Here is a 20,164-nt window from a genome sequence, read left to right on the forward strand (position 1 = left end):
TCAATTCAATTCCCTGTGCAAGTCGGTTTCCAAAACCTCACTCATATGTTAAGTTTTCGCTTCCATGGCTGATTTCGAGGTCAAGATCGCCACCGAGCCTGGTGAAATTGAAGAGGCGCAGCGCCTCCGCTTTGAGGTTTTTAACCTTGAGCTTAACAAGGGGCTTCAGGAGTCGTACGCGCGCGGCCTCGATATCGATGAGTTCGATCCGTTTTGCCAGCATTTGATCGTCCGCCATCTCAAAAGCGGCGACGTCGTCGGTACCTACCGCTTGCTGCTCGGCAGCCAAGCGCGCCGTCATATCGGCTTCTATTCGGAAAAAGAGTTCGACCTTAGCAGAATTAAAATGCTCGACGGCGAGCTGCTCGAACTGGGCCGCTCCTGCGCGCGCAAAGATTATCGAGATCGCGCCCTGGTGCCGCTCATGTGGGAAGCGATCACGGCTCATGCGCGCCAGCATAAGGCTCGTTACGCCTTCGGCTGCGGCAGTCTTTACACCACTGGAACGGACCAAGTGAGCGCCATGTTTGCGCTGTTGAAAAAGAAATATTACGCGCCCGAAGCGCAACGGGTCATGCCGCTGGAAGCTTGCCGATTCAAAGATTTGGCGGAAGATTTCATCATCGAAAATGAACCGGCGCTGTTTCAAAAGCTGCCGGGCTTGATCAAGGGCTATCTGCGCGCCGGCGCGGTGGTCTGCGGGCTGCCGGCGTTGGATGCCGAGTTCGGCACGGCGGATTTCTTCGTCATGCTCGATTTCGCCAAGTCGAAGAAAGAATATTTTAAGCGCTTGGGCATGGCGGCTGAAAAGGGCAATGATGCGCCTGCTTAAGTTAACCGCATTTCTATCGATCTGGGCGTTCTTTTTCGGCTTGGTCGCTACCGCCCATCTGTGGATTTGCATTCTCGGCCTGGCCAACCGTTGGAAGATCATCACCCGCTTGAATCGCAGCTTCACCTTGCTGATGCGGGCGATTCTCAATATCAAAGTTACCGTCGAAGGTGACGAGGGACAATTGGAACGGGGCGGCTACGTGATCATCGGCAACCACGTCAGCTACGTCGACGGCATCGTGCTCGGCAGTATTTTCCCCATCGTGTTCGTCTCCAAACGCGAGGTCAAAGGCTGGCCGGTGGTCGGCCAGTGGAACACCCTGTGCGGCTCGATCTTTATCAATCGCCAGCGCAAAGAGCTGGTCGGAGCGCTGGTCGAGGAAATGTCGCGTAAGCTCAAACAGGAAGCGAACATTCTACTGTTTCCCGAAGGCACTTCGACCAACGGCGAACGGATGTTGCCGTTTCAAACCGTGCCGCTGGCGGCGCCGCTGCGCAGCCGTTCGATCATCGTGCCGACCACCATCGCTTACACCAGCATCGACGACAAACCGATAAACGCGGCCAATCGCGATCGGGTCTTTTGGTACGGCGATATGGATTTCATCTCGCACTTTTGGAAGTTGCTGGGGCTCTGCAGTGTCGAAGTGTTGGTGACGATTCAGCCGAAGATCGAGTGCTTTCGCTACCCGGACAATTCCAATGGCAGAAAAAAACTGGCCGAGGACTGCTACAACAGCGTCCTCGGCCGGGTGACGGAAAACAAAGCGGAAGAGGATGACGATGGCGTGGAAGAAGGCGAGCCGCTGCAGCCCAGTTAGCTCAACTGCTTTTTAATATTCTCGACAAACTCTTTGAGCATGGAGTCGGCTTTTTTGCGGATGATCGGTTGGCCGAACTCGCCGATCTTGCCCAAAATATTCACATCGGTCTCGACCACCAGCTCGGTCAGATTGGCGCTAATCTCTTTCAGGCTCATGGTGGTTTTACCATTGACCGCGCCGGCCGCCATGCGGTCTTTGGCTTCGGCCCGTAGCGCGGCGCGCCAAGCGGTTTTATTTTGCTCTTCGAGAATGATCTTACCTTGAAGATTTAACTTGATCGGGCCGACGCGCACGGTGAGCGCGCCCTCGTAAGTGGTATCGTCGATCTTGCTGACGGAGTCCACTCCGGGCAGCGACTTGGCGACCTTCGGTACGTCCATGAGAAAATTCCACAAAGGTTCGCGGGCTACGGGAATCTGCGCGGTCTGGCTAAATTTCACTTCTTTTTGCCTTTCTTCTTGGCGCTTTTCTTTTTCGCCGCGGGTTTCGGCGCGGCTTTGACTTTCGCCTGTTGGCGAATGTCGGCGAGAGCTTTTTCCAGCGCGCGCCGGACAAACACCGCGGCCATGTCTTTTTTGTAAGCCGCCGAGCCCCGGAAATCGCTCACTGGGTCCACCGCGCCTTTGGCTTTCTCGCCGGCTTCGGCGAAGGCTTCGGCTTTGAGCGGTTGGCCGCGCAGCACCGCTTCCGCTTCGGTGGCGCGAATCGGCGTGACGCCGACACTGCCCAGGGCGATGCGGACATCGGTGATGATCTTATTGTTCTTATCGAGAGTTAACACCGCGGCTGCCGACACCGTGGCGTAATCGTCCGCTGTGCGCGGTAGAAATTTGATATAAGCCGCGCCGCTGTTGGCCGCCACTTTGGGCACGAACACTTCGGTGATGATTTCATCGGCTTTGAGCACGGTCTCATAATAATCGGTAAAAAAGGCGTCGAGAGGGATGATCCGGCTACCGTTGGCCGAAGTCACTTTCACCGTGGCGCCGAGAGCGATTAAGCTCGGCGGCGGATCTTGGTTGGGATCGGCATGGGCCAAGCCGCCGCCTACCGTCGCCATGTTGCGCACTCGTAGCGTGGCGACATGGTGATAGGTTTCCGCCAACATGGGCAAGCGCCGACGCACCAACGAGGAACTTTCGACTTCTCTGTGGGTGGCCAAACCGCCGATGCTCAAGCCGCCATCCTTGATTTCAATTCCGTTCAAACCGCGCACGTTGCGCAGTGCGACTAAGCAGCTCGGGCGCACGAGGCGCTGCTTCATCATAATCACCAGCGCGGTGCCGCCGGCGATCAACTTGGCTTCATCGCCAAACTCTTTCAGCGTCGCGTGGACTTCTTTGAGATTTTTCGGGGTGCGGTATTCAAAAGGTATCATGGCTGTGTCCTTATTATTTGGCGAATTGATGCGCTTTTTGAATCGACTCGATGATTTTGTAGTAGCCCGTGCAGCGGCATAGGTTACCCATCATCCAATCTTTGATCTCTTCTTCATTGGGCTTGGGATTTTCTTTCAGCAGGGCGGTGGCCGCGACCACTTGGCCCGGCGTGCAGATGCCGCACTGAAAGCCGCCGTATTGGATAAAACTTTTTTGCACCGGATTGAGTTCGCCGTTCTTGGCCAAGCCTTCCACCGTGGTCAGGTCGTGACCGTCTGCCATGACCGCGAGGGTCAAGCAGGAGCTGATCATGTCGCCGTCCATCAGCACCGTGCAGGCGCCGCAGACACCGACGCTGCAACCTTCTTTGGTTCCGGTGAGGCCGACATCGTAGCGGATGCAATCGATTAACATCCGGTTGGTCGGAACGTCTAATTCGACCTTTTTGCCGTTGACCTTAAATTTGATCTTCTTATTCATCGTGGTTCCTTTCTCGACAAACGCTGGCGCGGAGTTTTCAGTGCGGACCGGAAAAACTCGCTAAGGTTTGGTTATAGAAAGAAATAGACGAAACTGCAAGCCGTTTTTACACCAAATTTCATAGTAAATTACGACTTGTCGTCGAGTTCGCCGCGAGCTGATCGGCGCCGTCGCTAACTTAGAACTTGATCACCGAACGAATGCTTTTACCCTCATGCATGAGGTCGAAAGCCTCGTTGATCCGCTCCAGCGGCAGCGTGTGGGTGATCATCGGATCGACTTTGATCTCGCCGCGCAAATATTTTTCGACGTAACCCGGCAGCTGCGTACGGCCTTTGACGCCGCCGAAGGCGGTGCCGCGCCAGACTCGGCCGGTGACCAGCTGAAACGGCCGGGTGCTGATCTCTTCGCCAGCGGCCGCCACGCCGATGACGATCGCTTCGCCCCAGCCCTTGTGGCAGCATTCCAGCGCGGCGCGCATGGTTTTGACGTTGCCGATGCATTCAAACGAATAGTCGACGCCGCCATCGGTCAGATCGACGATGACTTGTTGCACGGGCGTGCCGTCAGCAGACGGAATGACAAAGTCGGTGGCGCCCAACTGCTTGGCCATTGCAAATTTCTTCTCATTGGTATCGACGGCGATGATGCGCTGGGCTTTCGCCATCACCAAACCTTGAATCACGCTCAAGCCGATGCCGCCCAAACCGAATACCGCCGCGTTGGAGCCTGGCCGCACTTTCGCCGTGTTCAGCACCGCGCCGATGCCGGTGGTGATGCCGCAACCGAGCAGGCAGACTTTGTCGAGGGGCGCGGCGGCATTGATTTTCGTCAGGGCGATTTCCGGCAGTACCGTATATTCCGAAAAAGTCGACGTGCCCATGTAATGCAAGATAGTGTTGCCGCCTAGCGAAAAACGCGAAGTGCCGTCCGGCATGACGCCTTTACCTTGGGTTAACCTGATTGCGCCGCAGAGATTGGTCCGTCCTGATTTGCAGAACTTACACTCGCCGCACTCGGGAATGTAAAGCGGGATAACATGATCGCCGGCTTTGACCGAGGTCACGCCGGCGCCGACTTCCATGACTGTGCCGCCGCCTTCGTGGCCCATGATCGCCGGGAACAGTCCTTCGGGATCTTTGCCCGAGAGCGTGTAAGCGTCGGTATGGCAAACGCCGCTGGCGGCGATTTTTACCAGCACTTCGCCTTTTTTCGGTCCGGCGACTTCAACTTCTTCGATGGCCAATGGCTTGCCCGCTTCCCAAGCGATGGCGGCGCGTGATTTCATAGACTCTCCTCTTTCGTTGGTTAAACGCTTACCGAAAACTCCTTTTTTCCTTACCAGGAACTCGGGTTAATTAAAATCGCCGGCTGCGATCCGAATTTCCCCCGCGTATGTCTCGCGCCACGGGCACCGATTGGTGGCGCGCCGCAGGGGCGCTGGTGCCCTGCGGAGCCGTCTCAATCGGCGCAATCGTCGTCGTCGCCCGATTACTTCAAAAAAAGCGATGGTGCGATTAACGACACATCGGGCCATTCGAGATTAGTTGGCCGCGAGTCGAAAGAATCTCCGCGCGGCATGGGAGCTGCTCTATGCAGCAGAAGCCCTCGGAGTATCCGGGTCGCGCGACGGACCGGCTCAACCAAGAAGGCGCGGTCCCTGGTTCGACGTTCGTGAGACGAGAATTTTGAGCATGAAAGCAGCGTGAAGCTAATGTTGGATCAAGCGATGGAATCGGAGTCGTCAATGTCAATTGCGTCAATTGCCAGCACTACAGAGCGCGGAGGTCTGCGTATGAAACGGTCGATCACAGCAGCGATGGTCGTCATGATGAGCATGCTCTATGCGGTGTTTTGCCAAGGGCAAATCCTCGGCACGGGGCAGCTCGGCACGGCGCGCCGCAGCCACACGGCGACGCTCATGCAGGACGGCAAGATTCTCATCGTCGTCGTCGACGACGCCAACGGCCTGGTCGGCCAGGCGGAAATCTTCGATCCCGCTTCGCTCACTTCATCTAATATAGCGGCGAGTCCGATCGCTTTGCGCACCGATCACACGGCGACTTTGCTTTCTGACGGCCGCGTCTTGATCATCGGCGGTGTCGACAGCAACGGCTTGCTCGGTTCCACGGAATTTTATAACCCTTCCAGCGTTCCCGCTCCTTCATTTAGCGCCGGCCCCGCGCTCATGCGCGCGCGCAGCGGCCATTCGGCGACAATGCTTAGCGATGGAAAAATTTTGATTGTTGGCGGCGAGTCCAGCGGCAGCGCAGAAATTTTCGATCCGGCGACGCAAAGTTTTTCACTAGCGAGCGGCAGCCTCAACACGCCACGCCAATACCACAGCGCGGCTTTGCTCAACAGCGGCAAAGTTCTGATCGCCGGCGGCGTGGTCGGCACCAACACCACGCTCATCTCAGCGGAAATTTACGACCCGCAAACGCAAACGTTCACTCCCGCAAGCGGCCAGATGCAAACTCCGCGCGGCTTCGCGCTGTTGCGCGTATTGCCGGACGGCAAAGTTCAAGTGATCGGCGGCGACGGCGAATTTTCCATGGAGATGTTCGATCCGGCGACCAATTCGTTCATCGCGCTCGCCCATATTCCGCTGCACCAAGATTATCTCGATAGCATTCTCGCCAGCCGCACGCGCTCGGCGTTGATCACCACGATCATCCAACAAAATCCCGTGCTCCAAGGACAGCCGGAATTGACCGCGGAAATCATCGCGCTGCTCAATCGTTTGGATCACACGGTAACGGAAATCCCGCAGTTGAACAAAGCCTTGATCGCCGGCGGCGTCAACGACGCCGGGCAGATCTTAAATTCCGCGACAATGGTGAGCAGCTCAGCCGCGACGATCACGACCGATAAATTCGACTACGCGCCGGGCCAGACGGTCACAATCACGGGCAGCGGCTTTCAGCCGAACGAAACGGTGTGGATGCTCTTCCACGAAGAGCCGGAGACACACGCAGACGTAACGATATCTTCGGTGGCCGATGGCCAAGGAAATTTTACCAATTTGGATTTCGCGCCAGCCGAGAACGATCTAAATAGAAATTTTACGCTGACGGCGATCGGTCAGTCTTCAGGTTTTACGGCGCAGACGGCGTTTAGGGATGCGCGGCAATGGACACTCACTCTTGCGGGAGCTGGCGCCGGCTCCGTGACGATCGACACGACTTCTGGCGCGAACCCAGGAACCGTCAATGCCCCTGTGTCTTGTGGCGGTACCGGTACCAATGTGACGTCTCAGACAGTCATGAGTACCTGCGCACCAAACATCTCTCTTTCCAACAACAGTGCGACTGGCACGTTGACAGCGACGCCCAATGGTACGTCGTTCTTCGCCGGGTGGAGCGCTGCTGCTAATTTTATAGGCTGCACTACCACGAGCCCGTGCAGCTTTAGTGTGACAGCAGCTAGTCCGGCGCTGACCGTCACGTTCAGCCCTAGAACCGCCACAACAACGACGGCAGCGAACGCGACGTCAACTTTCAAAACAACCAGTCAGACAGTGACATTGAGTGCAACGGTGACGTCAACATCGACCGTGAACGAAGGGACAGTCACCTTTACGGTGAAGGACGGCGCGACGATGATCGGCAGCGCGACGACATCGGGCACAGTCACTGCAGGAAGCGCCAGCGTGAGCTACTCATTGCCGGCAGCTACGGCAGCGAAGGTGTATACAATTCAGGCGGTGTACAATCCGGCTGCTTCGAATCCGCGGTTCAACACGAGCAGTGACAATACCAAGACGTTAACGGTCAACGCTGCGAGCACGACAACGACCGCGGCGAATCAGACGACGACGTTCAGCACGAGCGCGCAGAACGTGACTCTGTCGGCGACGGTGACTTCAGCGGCGGGAACGGTGAACGAAGGCACGGTTACATTTACGGTGAAAGACGGCGCGACGACGATCGGTAGCGCGACGACATCGAGCACGGTGTCCGGCGGCAACGCCAGCGTGAGTTATTCGTTACCCGCGGCGACGACGGCGAAGACGTATTCGATTCAAGCGACGTACAATCCATCTACCAATTACACGACGAGCAGCGACAACAATAAGACTTTAACGGTCAACCCAGCAAGCACGACGACATCGGCAGCGAATCAGACGACCACGTTTAGCCAAGGCGCGCAGAACGTAACTCTTTCGGCGACGGTGACTTCGGCGGCCGGCACGGTGAACGAAGGCACGGTTACATTTACGGTGAAGGACGGCGCGACGACGATCGGCAGCGCGACGACATCGAGCACGGTCTCCGGCGGCAACGCGAGCGTGAGTTACGCATTGCCAGCAGCGACGACGGCGAAGACGTACACGATTCAAGCGACGTACAATCCGGCTGCCTCCAATCCCAACTTTACGACCAGCAGCGACGCCACCAAAACGCTGACGATACAAAAGGCTGACACCACCACATTAGCGGCGAACAAGACGGCCACTTTCAGCAGCACCGATCAAACGGTGACTCTAACCGCGACGGTAACGTCGGCGGCCGGCACGGTGAACGAAGGGACAGTTACGTTTACAGTGAAACAAGGCGCGACGATTATTGGCAGCCCTGTGACTTCAGCGACGATCACCACCGGCAGCGCCAGCGCTAACTTCACGTTGCCTGGCGACACGGCGGCGGTCACGTACACGATTGAAGCGGCCTACAGTGGCGGCACCGACTTTAACACCAGCAACGACAACACTAAGACACTTACAGTGCAGAAGGCCGATACCACAACTGCAACGGTCAATGCCAGCGCTACGTTTAGCAACGCGGATCAGACCGTTTCGCTGAGCGCGACGGTAACCTCGACGGCGGGCACGGTGAATCAAGGCACCGTGACTTTCACGATTAAAACGCTGGACGGCTTGACCACCATCGGCACTCCGATCACTTCGGCCACGGTTTCAGGCGGCAATGCGAGCGCAAGCTTCACCTTGCCTGCAAACACAGCGGCTGGGGATTATAAAATCGAAGCAGTCTACAGCGGCGGCAGTAATTTCAACGGCAGCAGCGACACCACTAAGAAGCTAACCGTAACCAAGGCAGCGATCGTAACGACGGTTACAGTCGCCGATGCGACGTACGATGCATTACCACATGGCGGCACCGCCTCGGTGACAGGTCCTGGCCTTAACCAAGCGCTGACAGTCACCTACACTGGCATCAGCGGTACCACTTATGGTCCGTCGACGACCGCGCCGACCAACGCGGGCACCTACAGCGCGTCGGCGAGCTACGCGGAGAGTGCTAACTACTTCGGCTCAAGCGACAGTAAGAACTTCACGATCAACAAGGCCGACAGCGCGACCACGCTCTCGGGCACCGGCAGCTTTACTTACGACGCTCTCGCTCATGCGGCGACCGCGAATGTCACCGGCGTTGGTGGATTGAATCAGGCAGTTCCAGTTGTTTATAGCGGCAACTGCTCCGCGGCGCCGATCAACGTGGCTGAAACTCCATGTACCGTCACGGCAACTTTCGCAGGCGATGCCAACCACAACGGTAGCAGCGCAACGGGAACAATCACGATCACCAAGGCCACGAGCACAACGACGGTGACCGTCGTTGACGCGACCTATGACAGCAATCCGCACGGCGGCAGCGCAGTGGTGACAGGCGTGGGTGGACTCAACCAAGCGTTGACGGTTTACTACGCAGGCACGGGCAGCACCGTTTATCCTTCGTCGACAATTGCGCCGACTAACGCGGGCGATTACAGCGCTTCGGCGAGTTTTGCCGGCGACGCCAATCACAACGGTTCGAGTGATTCCAAAAACTTCACGATCAACAAAGCGGCTAGCATAACCACGGTCACAGTGGCGGGCGGCGTGTCGTTCCCCTACGACGGCAACTCGCATCCTGCGACGGTGTCTGTGACTGGCGTCGGCGGATTGAGCTTAACTCCAGCGCCGCTGTACAGCTGCGGCCATGCGCCGATCGATGTCGCGGACACCGGCTGCACGGCGAGCTACACCTACGCTGGTGACGCCAACCACAACGGTTCGAGCGATTCGAAGACCTATACGATCACCAAAGCGGCGAGCACGACCACGGTGACCGTCTCTGATGCGACCTACGACGGCAATCCGCATGGTGGGATCGCGAGTGTCACAGGTGTTGGCGGCCTCAACCAAGCGTTGACTGTTTACTACGCCGGCACGGGCAGCACGGCTTATCCTTCGTCGACAATTGCGCCGACCAACGCGGGCACATACAGCACGTCGGCAAGTTTTGCTGGCGATGCCAATCATGACGGTTCCAGCGATTCGAAAAACTTTACGATCAACAAAGCTAACCCAATCGTCACGGCGACGGGCAATACTTGCACCTACGATGGCAACCCATGCGCGGGTAGCGGCTCGGCGATCGGCGTGCAGGGTGAAAGCCTGACGCCGGTAACGGTGGCGTACAAGGATGCGCTAAACAATCTGCTGACCTCAGCGCCCGTGGCCGCGGGGGTGTACTTAGTGGCGGCTCGCTACGCGGGCGACGCGAACTACAACCAGAAGCAAAGCGCGCCGGCGGCGATTACGATCAACAAAGCCGCGAGCACGACGGTGGTGACGGTTGCCGATGCGACCTACGACAGCAATCCGCACGGTAGCAGCGCAGTGGTGACAGGCGCCGGTGGCCTCAATCAAGCGTTGACGGTTTACTACGCAGGCACGGGCAGCACGGTTTATCCTTCGTCGGCCATTGCGCCGATCAACGCGGGCAGCTACAGCGCGTCGGCGAGCTACGCCGGCGACGCCAACCACGATGGCAGTTCGGACTCTAAGAATTTCACGATCAACCAAGCGTTCCAGACGATCACGGTGACGCTGGAACCGCCGTTGAACGCTTACTTCGGTCAGACGTTTACGGTCGCGGCGACGGCGAACTCGGGTCTCGCGGTCTCAATCGGCAGCTCTGGAAGCTGCTCCGGTTCCGGCAGCGGCTCGGCGCTGATTACGATGAATGCGGGGTCTGGAAACTGCGCGATTACTTTCGATCAGATCGGAGATTCCAACTATCAAGCGGCGGCGCAGGTGTCGCGCAACGTCACCGCGCTCAACACCGCGCCGGTGGCGCAGGCGCAGAGCTTGACGACACCCGAAGACGCGCCGTTAGTGGTGACGTTAAGCGGCAGCGACATCGACAACAGCGGATTGACCTTCAGCATCGTCAACCTTGTCAACCTCCCGGCACATGGATCGCTCGGTATCATTGGCGCGCAGTCCTGTACCGCGAGCGGAATCGGCGCCAACTGCACGGCGACTGTGACTTACACCCCAGCGGCTGATTTCAACGGTAGCGACAGCTTTAGCTTCAAGGTCAACGATGGCCAAGCTGATAGCAACGTCGCCGCCGTCTCGATCACGGTCAGTCCGCTGAACGATACGCCGACGGCTAATTCACAGACGGTGACGGCTAACTCTGGCGCACCGCAGTCGATCAGCTTAACAGGGATCGACATTGAAACGCCCGACGGGTTCCTAACGTTGAAGATTGTCACGCTGCCCGGGCAAGGCACCTTGACGGATGGGCTTAATAATATTCTCGCGGTGGGCAGCACGCTCACCGGCAGCCCGGCGAGCGTAATTTACACGCCACTTTCGAGTTACGCGGGACCGGACAGCTTCAAGTTTACAGTGACAGACCGCGGCGACCCCGATGGTTGCGCGAGCGCTCCTTGCTCGCCTGCTTTGACAAGCCCGGAAGCGATGGTGTCGATCAGCGTCACGGACGCGACTGCCCCTGACACGATCATCACCAGCATGCCGGCGTCGCTGAGCAACAATCCTGCCCCGACCTTTGAGTTTACGGGTACTGACAACGTGAACACGGCGGGAGAATTAGTGTTTGAGTGTAAGCTCGACACCGGTGTTTTCCTGGCTTGCACGAGTCCAGTACATTATTCCGGCCTATCGGAAGGCGCGCACACCTTCCAAGTCCGTGCCAAAGACAGCACAGGTAATCTCGATGGCATAGAGGCGAGTTACACCTGGACGATAGATTTGACGCCTCCAGACACAGTGATCGACTCAGGTCCTTCGTCATTCAGCAATACCGCGACGGTCACCTTCACTTTCCATTCGACGGAGAACCGCAGCACGTTCCTGTGCACGGTTGACAGTTTGCCAGTGGCCTGCGGCGGTGGAACCTACACCACCGCCAGCTTGAGCGATGGCCAACACACTTTCACCGTGGCCGCCGTGGACCTGGCTGATAACGTCGATCCGACTCCTGCCACTGCGACCTGGACGATCGACACGTTGGCGCCCGATACCACCATCAACAGCAATCCAGCCAATCCGACGACCAGCACCAGCGCGACGTTCGTTTTCAGCAGCGCCAATTCGCCGGGCGACACCTACGAATGTCGTCTCGATGGAATCCCAGCTAGTTTCACGCCGTGCTCAAGCCCGGCCAGCTACACCGGTCTTGCCATGGGCACCCACACCTTCGAGGTCCGAGGTAAAGATGTTGCGGGGAACATGGAAACCAGCCCGGCCATGTACAACTGGACGATCGGCGCAGTCACGCTGGAGAACTACACCATGGACAGCAACTTCAAGCGCTTCGACGGCTTCGATGTGGTCTTTGGCAAGGGCTCGGGATCGTCTTTAAAGATCAACAGCACGAATCCCGATTCGTTCCACTACCAGATCAAGCTGACAAACAATACCGGCACGCCGATCGGCGCCGCTTACGGCAACTTGGCGACGGCGATCATCACCGTACCCGGTTTGACCTCCTGCGGCGGCGTGCCATGTAGCACGATGATAAGTTCTTCGTTGGCAGATCCCGCTTTCATCGTTAGGGGTAAAAAGGTCGTCCATGTGTCACCCGGCCATCACGAGCGTGATGACGGCGACGATGATGACGACATGCCGGTCACGATTCAGTACAAAAGCAGTGGTAGCTGCGAGGTCAGCGGCGGCTACAGCTCGACGCTGCCGTCGAATGGCGCGCCCAAGTGCATCAAGATCACCGGTTTCTCGATCCCGGTGAAACACGCCGCGCGCATTCGTCTCAACTTCCAATTCCGCCTTAAGGGCACGGACGGTTGGAATGCCAATGCGCAGCAGCTCTTCTACGCGGGCTTCGTGTTCCGCGCGGCGACGTCAGTGAACTTTGGCGGGAACATTCAAACCGCTACCGACGCCACAGGCCTCGTCGGCGCTGGCAAGAAGGCGACAGCGATCGGCGGTTACGCTTTCAACAACCTGGGTGCGCCGCTCAGCGGCTACGCGGTTCGCATATTCACCAAACCTGGCTATGCCTCCTGCACGGACAACTCAAAGCTGATCGCCCAAGAATCGGTGGATACCAACGGTTTCTACTACATCTGGCGGTCGGGCCTGAGCCAGACCAACACTAACGCGCCCAGCTTACCGTCGGGTGTGCAGTACGCGGTCCAACTCTGTAACGGCGCCACGCAGGTCGGCTTGAAGTCGATCGACAGCAAGCTGCGCGACAAGGAGTTCGAGCAAGTGGACTTCGATTTGTAAAACTAAGCCAGTCGATCGATAGATTGGCGCCAAGCAAAAAGGGGGACTCCGGCGAGTCCCTCTTTTTTTGCTAAAATCACCAGCAGCAAGCCGTTGGCCGATCCACTCCGATGGCCGCGAAACCGGGCGTTGCTGTTGCAATTCTTCGGTCATTTGTGGGAAAGGTTAGAGACTAATTGAAGGAGGTGACGCGATGTTTCTTGAAATGAGAACCTATGTGTTGAAACCCGGGATGACGAATAACTTCGTCGAACGGTTTGCCGAGGGGTTGACGGCTCGGCTGCAATTTTCCAAATTGCTCGGACTATTCTGCTCGGAAGTGGGCGGGCTCAATCGTGTGACTCATGTCTGGCCCTACGAGAGCTTCGAAGAGCGCGAGCGGATCGGCGGCGAGGCGCGCAAGACCGGCAAGTGGCCGCCTAAGACTCAAGAGTTTATCGTCACGCAAGAAAATAAAATCATTCAGCTGGCGCCCTACTCACCGCCGCTGCCGGAAAAGAAAATGGGCGAACTTTATGAGTTTCGTACCTACACCTATCAGCCGGGCGCGATGCCGACGGTCTTTGAGCGCTGGGGCAAAGTCATCGGCGCGCGCACCAAAGTCTCGCCGCTGGTTTTCGCCGGGCAGACGGTCATCGGGCCGCTTAACCAATATATTCATGTTTGGGCCTACAAAGACGCTGGCGAGCGCGAGCGCCTGCGCGCCGAAGCGTCCAAGACTGTCGAAGGCTGGCCGCCGCCGACCCGCGAGTTGTTGGTCATGCAGGAAAACACCATCATGACTCCCGCGCCCTGCGCGCCGTTCAAATAAGCCAACAATCGATTCGCTCGTTTCACCGCGCGCTACGACGGCGGCGGTTAGGATTTTACGCGGGAGAGCTCAACGGCTCTCCCGCGTTTTTTAAATCGCGGATTCAATGCCCATGCTTTACAAATCGCTGATTCGCCCCATTCTGTTTCGCAAAGATCCCGAGGAAAGCCATGAACTGATCCTGCGGATGTTGGCGCGGATGGAATTTCTCTACGGCACGCTGGAGGATTGTTACCGAGTCGAAGATCCGCGCTTGGCGGTCAAGATAGATTCGCTGACCTTGGAAAATCCCGTCGGCCTAGCCGGCGGCTTCGATAAGAACGTCACCGCGCCGAAGATGATCTCGGCGTTCGGTTTCGGTTTCATGGAAGTCGGCGCGATCACCGCCCAGGCCCAGCCTGGCAATCCCAAGCCGCGGCTCTACCGCTTGCCCGAAGACAACGCGCTGATCAATCGGCTCGGTTTCAACAACGAAGGCGCGGCGGCGCTGGCGATCAAGCTCGATCGTTTGCGCGCGCGAGGCGGCCGGCCGAAGATTCCTCTGGGCATGAACATCGGCCGGACGAAAATCGTCGAGACCAAAGATGCGGTGGGAGATTTTCTCGCCTGTTTCGAATTATTATTTCCCCACGGCGAGTTTTTTACCCTCAACGTCAGCTCGCCGAACACTCCCAACCTGCGCGACTTGCAGGAAAAAGGATTGCTGCGAGAATTATTGACCGCCGTGCAGGAGAAAAATCGCGCGTTGTCGGCGCGGGCAAACAGCGCGCTCAAGCCGGTGTTCGTCAAGATCGCCCCGGATATGGAATTCGCCCAAGTCGACGAGATCATCGATGTGGTCGAGCAGGTAAAACTGAGCGGCATCGTCGCCACCAACGCGACGGCGTTCATGCGCGACGGTTTAAAATCGCCCAACGGTCCCCAGCCCGGCGGTTTGAGCGGCCGGCCGATCACAGCGATGGTGACCAACTTCATCGCGCATATTTATCGGATCACTCAGGGCCGCCTACCGATCATCGGTGTCGGCGGCATTTTCACCGCTCAAGACGCGTACGACAAAATCATGGCCGGCGCCAACGCGGTGCAGATTTATACCGGCTGGATCTTCGAAGGCCCGGGGGCGGTGAAACGGATCAATAAAGGTTTGTTGCGCTTGCTGGAGCGCGACGGCTTAAAAAATATTTCCGAGGCCGTCGGGCGCGGCGTGAAACTTTAGCGGCGAACTACGCCAGTCCTTTGATTCGTTCGTAGTCTTCCGGCGCGTCGATGTCCATGAACGACACTTCGTCCTGCCAATCGACTAGCGCCAGTTTCTCGCGATGGGTTTCCAACAGCGCGCGGCCGCCGCGGTCGCCGGTGAGCTTCAACAAATCGGGAAACAGCTCGCGGTGAAACAACACCGGATTGCGCGCTTCGCCGTTGAAACTGGGCGCGACGATGCGCGCGTCGCTGGCGGCAAATTTCTCGATCAACGAGTTGATCAACTCTTTGCCAATCAAGGGCTGGTCGCCGAGCAAAAACATCACGCCTTCGCTTTGCGGGTTGGCGGCCCACAAGCCGGCGGTCACTGAAGTGCTCTGGCCGTGGTCGGCGGCGTAGTTGAGCAGCCAAAACAGGCGCTCGTCGGCGACGCGGATCTCCCGGCGCACCGCGGTCAAATCCCGGGCGACGCAAATGATCTCACCGAGATCGGAAGCCAGCGCGCTTTCCAAGACCCATTGCAGCACAGGTTTGCCGCCCAGCGGCAGAAACATTTTCTGCTCGCCCATCATGCGTTCGGCGCGGCCGGCCGCCAAGATTACAGCTGAGATCATGATCTTGATGGGTCCGTTTTATTAGCTCTGGACAACTTCTTTGACCGGTTCTTGGCCGGCGTAGCTGGTGATCACGGTTCTTTCGACGCCGCAGCCGAGCAGTTTTTGCGCCAGACTTTGCGCTCGCTCCACCTGCTCCGGGCTGTCGGCTTGATTGATCACGGCGACGCGGCGACTCGCCGCTGGTATCCCTTTCCAACAGCCTGCTGGATGTTGGACCAGTTCAACGATTCGTTCCTCGGTCATCATTTCTTTTTCGTCAACTTGCAACAGCGCTGTGGCCCGTTCGGCGCGATGGATCCAAGCCGGGTCAAGCGGCTTGTCGAGCACGCCGATCGCCATCAACCAAATGGTTAACTGAGAACTCGCGGGAATCACCGGCTCGCCGTCGCCGGGAATTTTGAACAATCGTGACGCCGCGCCGTCGGCCTCGACTAGGATCGCATCGAATTGACTGGACTGGTTCATGGCATCGAGCCAATCAGGGGGAATGCCGAGCAACTTGCCCTCTTCATTGATCGCCGCGCCGGCGCCGATCACCACCGGCGCCGCGATGTCGGCGCAAGCTTCGCGCAACGCCGCGAGTTGCTCGACGAGAAACAGGCGGTCGACATGGGGCTTGTTGGGCTTGAACATTTTGGTCGTGGTGGTGACGAGAACTTTGCTGCCTTGGTCGCGCAGTTCGCGCGCTAGACGGAACAGCGTCGTGGTTTTGCCGCCGGCGCCGATCAAGGCCGCCATCTCGCCGCGGCGCAAGCCCAGCGCTTCGCTCAACTGCATGGCCCTGTCACCTAACTCTTTCACCGTGGAGATGCAAGCAAAAAGTCTGGTTTTCGTTTTGATCGAGCTTGCGTCCATGACGGCTTCGGCTTGAAAGGGTGAACGCTTTTGGTTAACGTCCGTGCCATGTCACGAACGTTTAGCATCGAAGTGGCCAAGGATTATTTCAACTTCGCGTCGGCGCATTTTCTCATCTTCGCCAACGGCCAGCGCGAACCTTTGCATGGCCACAACTATCAAGTGTCGGTGAAGCTCGAAGGCGAGTTGGACCGCGCCGGCGTGGTGTTGGATTTTATCTCGTTCAAACCGATGGTGAAACGGATCTGCGATGGCCTCGATCACCGCACGCTGATTCAGCGCGACAGTCCCAACCTCAAAGTGCGCCGGCGCGCCAGCGAGATCGAAGTGCGCTATCGCCGGCAAAAGATCATTTTGCCGAAGCAAGACGTCATTCTGCTACCGCTGGTGAACACCAGCACCGAGCTGTTGGCCGAACATGTGGCCAATCTGATCCGCCGCGGCATCAAGCAAAAATTTTCCGGTGCCAAGATCCGCTCTCTGGAAGTCGGCGTCGAAGAGGCGCGCGGCCAACGGGGCATTTACCAAGGCGAGTTTTAGCCGAGGATTAGATTCACCGCGCTCGGCTATTTCGGCAGCAGAAAAATTTGCCGCATGTCGTCGCGCAGTTTCTGGAATTCTTCCGCGCTCGGCTCTTCCATGAAAATCGTCCGCTGCGGCACTTGATCGGCGCCGGGAAATGCCGGCGCGACTTGTGGGTAGAGCACGAATTCCCCGGTCTCGGCCATGGCTTTCTGACCTTCCAACGAGCAAATATATTCGATGTAGAGGCGGCCGGCGTTGCCATGGGGCGCTTTGCGGTTGACGCCCAAGTAATTCACGTCGGCGAGATATTTATTCAACCGGGCGAAGTCGATGGGGCCTTTGTATTGTCCGACATATTTTAAATAGGTCAAACCCAGCGCGGCTTCGCCTTTGACCACGGTGTTGACGATGGGGGCGAAGGACTCGACCATGAACGGTTGCTGCTGGGCTAAGCTCTTGGCGAACTCGCGCCACTTGACGCCTTCGTACTTGTCCAAGTCGGCGAGAAACTGCGCCGTCGTCGTATGGCGCGCCGGATCGGGGATCGTGATCTTGCCTTTCCATTTGGCGAGCAGCAGATCTTGAATGGTTTTCGGCGCCTCGTCCTTCTTGACCAAAGTCGTGTTGTACAGAATGCTGATGGGATTGAAGCGCCACGGCGTGAGCAGCTGATCGGCTTCGAGAAACTGCTTGGGATATTTGCCCGCCGCCGGCGGTTGGTACTTGGCAAAAATACCTTCGGCCTTGAGAATATATTGCGGCCCCTTGTTGCCCTCGATAACATCGAAGGGCGCCGTGCCGACGCGCCACTCGTTGAGCGCGCGGTCCAACACGCCGGTGGTCGAGGCACGCCAGTATTCGACCTTGATGCCGTATTTTTTTTCAAAAGGTTCATTGATGACCTTCATGGTCTGCGGCGGCACGGCGGCGTAGACGACGACTTTGGCTTCTTTTTTTGCCGCCTCGATGTCGGCGCTTTGGGCGGTTGCCCGAGAAGCGCCGCACAGACCGGCGAGCATCAGTAAAGGGGCGAGCGCATAGTAGGTCCGGCAATATTTTTTCATCGTCAGCTCTCCGTGATCGTCAATCTCGGCCGACGATAGGCACGGCGTCGTGGCTTGTCAATGCAACAGTCGGTGTAGTAACTGTCTCGTTCAACCATGTTTTAAGGAGAACCTTCAATGCCATTCTTAATTCGCGCCGAGGAAGTCACCGGATTGTTGACCATGGAAGCGGCGATCGATGCGGTGGAAGCGGGCTTCCGTGAATGGGGCCGTAGCGCCGAGCTCAACGGCCCGCGCCGGCGCATCACCACTCCCGAGGGTGTGCGCGTGAGCGTTCATCCCGGCGGCGTGCCGTCGCTGGGCGGCATCGGCGTGCTCGCCCACGCCGAACATGTGGCGGTGTCGAAGGAAGTGCAGACCTACCACAACATGGGCGGTCCGGTGACGGTTCTGTTCGACACCAAAGACGCGTCGCTCCAAGGGATGATCGTCGGTCGAATTGGGTTGCGCGAAATCGAAGCGGAGCGGCCGACGCCGATGCGCACGGCGGCGACCAGCGCGGTCGGAACCCGCTGTCTGGCCCGCAAGGACGCCACGAGGCTCGGTATCCTCGGCGCTGGCGGCGAAGCCAAGTATCATTTGTTGGCGCTATCAAAAATTAGCAACTTTCAAAGCGCTAAAGTTTTCTGCCGCACGGAGAAAACCCGCAATGAATTTTGCCGCATGATGGAAAAAATCGTTCCCTGCGATTTGCAACCGGTGGCGAGCGCGCAACAAGCGCTGCAAGGCGCCGACGTGGTTTTGACCGCGACCAATTCCAATGTCGCGGTGTTCGACGGCGACTGGTTGGAGCCCGGCACCCATGTGACGTCGATCATGGGCGGCAACGTCGGTTTGGTCAACGCCGGCATCGCCGCCACCAAACGGCGTGAACTCGACGACACGACGATCCGGCGCAGCGACGTGATCGTGGTCAATTCCCGCGAACAGGCGATTCAAGACGAGCAGGGCGATCTTTACGATCCGGTTCAGGCAGGCTTTTTAACCTGGCAAAGAGTTGGCGAACTTGGCGCGTTGCTCAATGGCATGATTCCGGGACGTGTCGATGAAAAGCAGATTACGCTATTCAAGAACAATGCCGGGCAAGGCATCGCGGACGTGGCGATTGCTAGCAAAGTTTTTTCATTGGCGCGCGCGCAGGGCATGGGCATTGAATTCTGACATTGCGCAACGACTGGTTAATGGAATGATCGACACGATTGACGGGAGACAGCCATCTGCTCGTCAACGTCACTGCGCCAGCACCCAGCGCGCGACTTGGTCGTGGCGCGCGAACCAGACATCGGGGAAACCTTTCATGTAGCGGAGCAGTTCGTGCAACATCGCCGACATCAGCGGCCGGCCGCCGAAGTGGCAATGGACGGTGAGATTGAGCAGCGACGGCGCTTCGTGTTTATGCAGGTAGTCGAAGGTATCTTTATGCACGTTGTAAAAATCCCGCGGGCTCGAGCGCAGCGTGCGGTTGTCGGTGAAGTCGCTGTGGGCGATGGCGACCAGTTGGCCTTTTGGAGTTTCGACTAAGTAGGGCAGGTCGGTGTCGTTGTAGTCGCCGTGCCAAATAAAATTTTCTTCCGCTAAGAATTCCGCGGTGTGCACCGTGGGTGCCGCCACCGGGCTGAACCAACCGACCGGCGCTGTGCCGACCGCTTCGGTGATGATCCGCTTACAGCGTTGAATCACTGCCTTTTCTTCTTCCGGTTCGAGATAGGGCAATACTAAATCTTGAGTGTAAGAATGGCCGGCGATCTCATGGCCGCTGGCGTGTAATTTTTTTACCGCTTCGGGAAACAGCTCCGCTGCTTTGGCGTTCAAACAGACGGTCGCTTTGACATCGGTGTCGTCGAGGATGCGCATGAAGCGCCAGATGCCAGTCTTGCCACCATACTGCGACCAAGAGATGCCCAACAAATCCGGCGTGCCCGGCTTGAGCGAAGTGGTCATCGGCGAATAGGGCGGCGCTTTGCCGTCCGACCAGACTTCGAACATGATCGTCACCATGACGGTGAGTTTTTTTTCGGCGGGCCAGTTGGTGATTGTTTGCGCCATGATTGCTCCGTGTGATGGTCG

Annotated in this window: 15 protein-coding genes; 7 read left to right on the forward strand and 8 right to left on the reverse strand. The window is 57.8% G+C overall.

Features of this window, described 5'->3' with window-relative positions:
* Positions 1–64: 64 nt before the first annotated feature.
* Positions 65–832, forward strand: coding sequence for a GNAT family N-acetyltransferase (locus tag EXR70_09305; GenBank protein ID MSP38673.1), 768 nt, complete (start codon positions 65–67; stop codon positions 830–832).
* Positions 717–1,655: a 1-acyl-sn-glycerol-3-phosphate acyltransferase gene (locus EXR70_09310; protein MSP38674.1), complete on the forward strand. Its 939-nt coding sequence runs from the start codon at positions 717–719 to the stop codon at positions 1,653–1,655. The genes EXR70_09305 and EXR70_09310 overlap by 116 nt, the downstream gene beginning before the upstream one ends.
* Here EXR70_09310 and EXR70_09315 read toward each other — a convergent pair.
* The 4 genes from EXR70_09315 to EXR70_09330 all read right to left on the reverse strand — a co-directional run bounded on the left by EXR70_09315 (position 1,652) and on the right by EXR70_09330 (position 4,805).
* Entirely contained in the window at positions 1,652–2,098 is a 447-nt protein-coding gene (locus tag EXR70_09315) for a hypothetical protein (GenBank protein ID MSP38675.1), read from the reverse strand. The two genes, EXR70_09310 and EXR70_09315, sit on opposite strands and share 4 nt — an antisense overlap.
* Entirely contained in the window at positions 2,095–3,036 is a 942-nt protein-coding gene (locus tag EXR70_09320; protein ID MSP38676.1) for a xanthine dehydrogenase family protein subunit M, read from the reverse strand. Before EXR70_09320 ends, EXR70_09315 begins: the two co-directional genes overlap by 4 nt.
* A 13-nt stretch (positions 3,037–3,049) precedes the next feature.
* The gene (locus tag EXR70_09325; protein ID MSP38677.1) at positions 3,050–3,517 is read right to left on the reverse strand and encodes a (2Fe-2S)-binding protein; all 468 of its coding nucleotides are present in this window, start codon (positions 3,515–3,517) and stop codon (positions 3,050–3,052) included.
* Positions 3,518–3,695: 178 nt separating this feature from the next.
* Positions 3,696–4,805, reverse strand: a complete 1,110-nt coding sequence (locus EXR70_09330) for an S-(hydroxymethyl)glutathione dehydrogenase/class III alcohol dehydrogenase (protein ID MSP38678.1) — start codon at positions 4,803–4,805, stop codon at positions 3,696–3,698.
* 417 nt (positions 4,806–5,222) lie between these two features.
* Here EXR70_09330 and EXR70_09335 point away from each other — a divergent pair, with 417 nt between their 5' ends.
* The 3 genes from EXR70_09335 (at position 5,223) to EXR70_09345 (ending at position 15,052) form a co-directional block, all read left to right on the forward strand.
* On the forward strand, positions 5,223–13,025 hold the full coding sequence (locus EXR70_09335; GenBank protein MSP38679.1) for a hypothetical protein: 7,803 nt from the start codon (positions 5,223–5,225) through the stop codon (positions 13,023–13,025).
* Positions 13,026–13,218: 193 nt separating this feature from the next.
* The gene (locus EXR70_09340) at positions 13,219–13,836 is read left to right on the forward strand and encodes an NIPSNAP family protein (GenBank protein ID MSP38680.1); all 618 of its coding nucleotides are present in this window, start codon (positions 13,219–13,221) and stop codon (positions 13,834–13,836) included.
* Between the two features lie 106 nt (positions 13,837–13,942).
* On the forward strand, positions 13,943–15,052 hold the full coding sequence (locus EXR70_09345; protein ID MSP38681.1) for a quinone-dependent dihydroorotate dehydrogenase: 1,110 nt from the start codon (positions 13,943–13,945) through the stop codon (positions 15,050–15,052).
* 7 nt (positions 15,053–15,059) lie between these two features.
* Here EXR70_09345 and EXR70_09350 read toward each other — a convergent pair whose 3' ends face one another.
* Entirely contained in the window at positions 15,060–15,650 is a 591-nt protein-coding gene (locus tag EXR70_09350; protein ID MSP38682.1) for a nucleotidyltransferase family protein, read from the reverse strand.
* 21 nt (positions 15,651–15,671) lie between these two features.
* Positions 15,672–16,508, reverse strand: coding sequence for a putative selenium-dependent hydroxylase accessory protein YqeC (gene yqeC, locus EXR70_09355; protein MSP38683.1), 837 nt, complete (start codon positions 16,506–16,508; stop codon positions 15,672–15,674).
* Between the two features lie 48 nt (positions 16,509–16,556).
* On the opposite strand from yqeC, the gene EXR70_09360 reads away from it, so the two are divergent.
* On the forward strand, positions 16,557–17,048 hold the full coding sequence (locus EXR70_09360) for a 6-carboxytetrahydropterin synthase (GenBank protein ID MSP38684.1): 492 nt from the start codon (positions 16,557–16,559) through the stop codon (positions 17,046–17,048).
* 26 nt (positions 17,049–17,074) lie between these two features.
* Here EXR70_09360 and EXR70_09365 read toward each other — a convergent pair whose 3' ends face one another.
* Positions 17,075–18,097: an extracellular solute-binding protein gene (locus tag EXR70_09365; GenBank protein MSP38685.1), complete on the reverse strand. Its 1,023-nt coding sequence runs from the start codon at positions 18,095–18,097 to the stop codon at positions 17,075–17,077.
* Between the two features lie 117 nt (positions 18,098–18,214).
* Between EXR70_09365 and EXR70_09370 the strand changes: the two genes are divergently transcribed.
* Positions 18,215–19,258 carry an ornithine cyclodeaminase family protein gene (locus tag EXR70_09370; GenBank protein ID MSP38686.1) on the forward strand — a complete coding sequence of 348 codons (1,044 nt, stop codon included), beginning with the start codon at positions 18,215–18,217 and terminating at the stop codon, positions 19,256–19,258.
* A gap of 69 nt (positions 19,259–19,327) precedes the next feature.
* Here EXR70_09370 and EXR70_09375 read toward each other — a convergent pair whose 3' ends face one another.
* Positions 19,328–20,143, reverse strand: a complete 816-nt coding sequence (locus tag EXR70_09375) for a polysaccharide deacetylase (GenBank protein ID MSP38687.1) — start codon at positions 20,141–20,143, stop codon at positions 19,328–19,330.
* Positions 20,144–20,164: the final 21 nt, after the last annotated feature.

This window comes from Deltaproteobacteria bacterium (assembly GCA_009692615.1).
Classification (GTDB): Bacteria; Desulfobacterota; Binatia; order UBA9968; family UBA9968; genus DP-20.

Bases quoted from the DNA above. Each gene is read 5' to 3' on its own strand.
- EXR70_09370 (MSP38686.1), top strand. From the start codon at position 18,215: ATGCCATTCTTAATTCGCGCCGAGGAAGTCACCGGATTGTTGACCATG.
- EXR70_09310 (MSP38674.1), top strand. From the start codon at position 717: ATGCCGAGTTCGGCACGGCGGATTTCTTCGTCATGCTCGATTTCGCCA.
- EXR70_09375 (MSP38687.1), bottom strand. From the start codon at position 20,143: ATGGCGCAAACAATCACCAACTGGCCCGCCGAAAAAAAACTCACCGTC.
- EXR70_09365 (MSP38685.1), bottom strand. From the start codon at position 18,097: ATGAAAAAATATTGCCGGACCTACTATGCGCTCGCCCCTTTACTGATG.
- EXR70_09320 (MSP38676.1), bottom strand. From the start codon at position 3,036: ATGATACCTTTTGAATACCGCACCCCGAAAAATCTCAAAGAAGTCCAC.
- EXR70_09360 (MSP38684.1), top strand. From the start codon at position 16,557: ATGTCACGAACGTTTAGCATCGAAGTGGCCAAGGATTATTTCAACTTC.
- EXR70_09330 (MSP38678.1), bottom strand. From the start codon at position 4,805: ATGAAATCACGCGCCGCCATCGCTTGGGAAGCGGGCAAGCCATTGGCC.
- EXR70_09350 (MSP38682.1), bottom strand. From the start codon at position 15,650: ATGATCTCAGCTGTAATCTTGGCGGCCGGCCGCGCCGAACGCATGATG.
- EXR70_09325 (MSP38677.1), bottom strand. From the start codon at position 3,517: ATGAATAAGAAGATCAAATTTAAGGTCAACGGCAAAAAGGTCGAATTA.
- EXR70_09340 (MSP38680.1), top strand. From the start codon at position 13,219: ATGTTTCTTGAAATGAGAACCTATGTGTTGAAACCCGGGATGACGAAT.
- EXR70_09345 (MSP38681.1), top strand. From the start codon at position 13,943: ATGCCCATGCTTTACAAATCGCTGATTCGCCCCATTCTGTTTCGCAAA.
- yqeC (MSP38683.1), bottom strand. From the start codon at position 16,508: ATGGACGCAAGCTCGATCAAAACGAAAACCAGACTTTTTGCTTGCATC.
- EXR70_09305 (MSP38673.1), top strand. From the start codon at position 65: ATGGCTGATTTCGAGGTCAAGATCGCCACCGAGCCTGGTGAAATTGAA.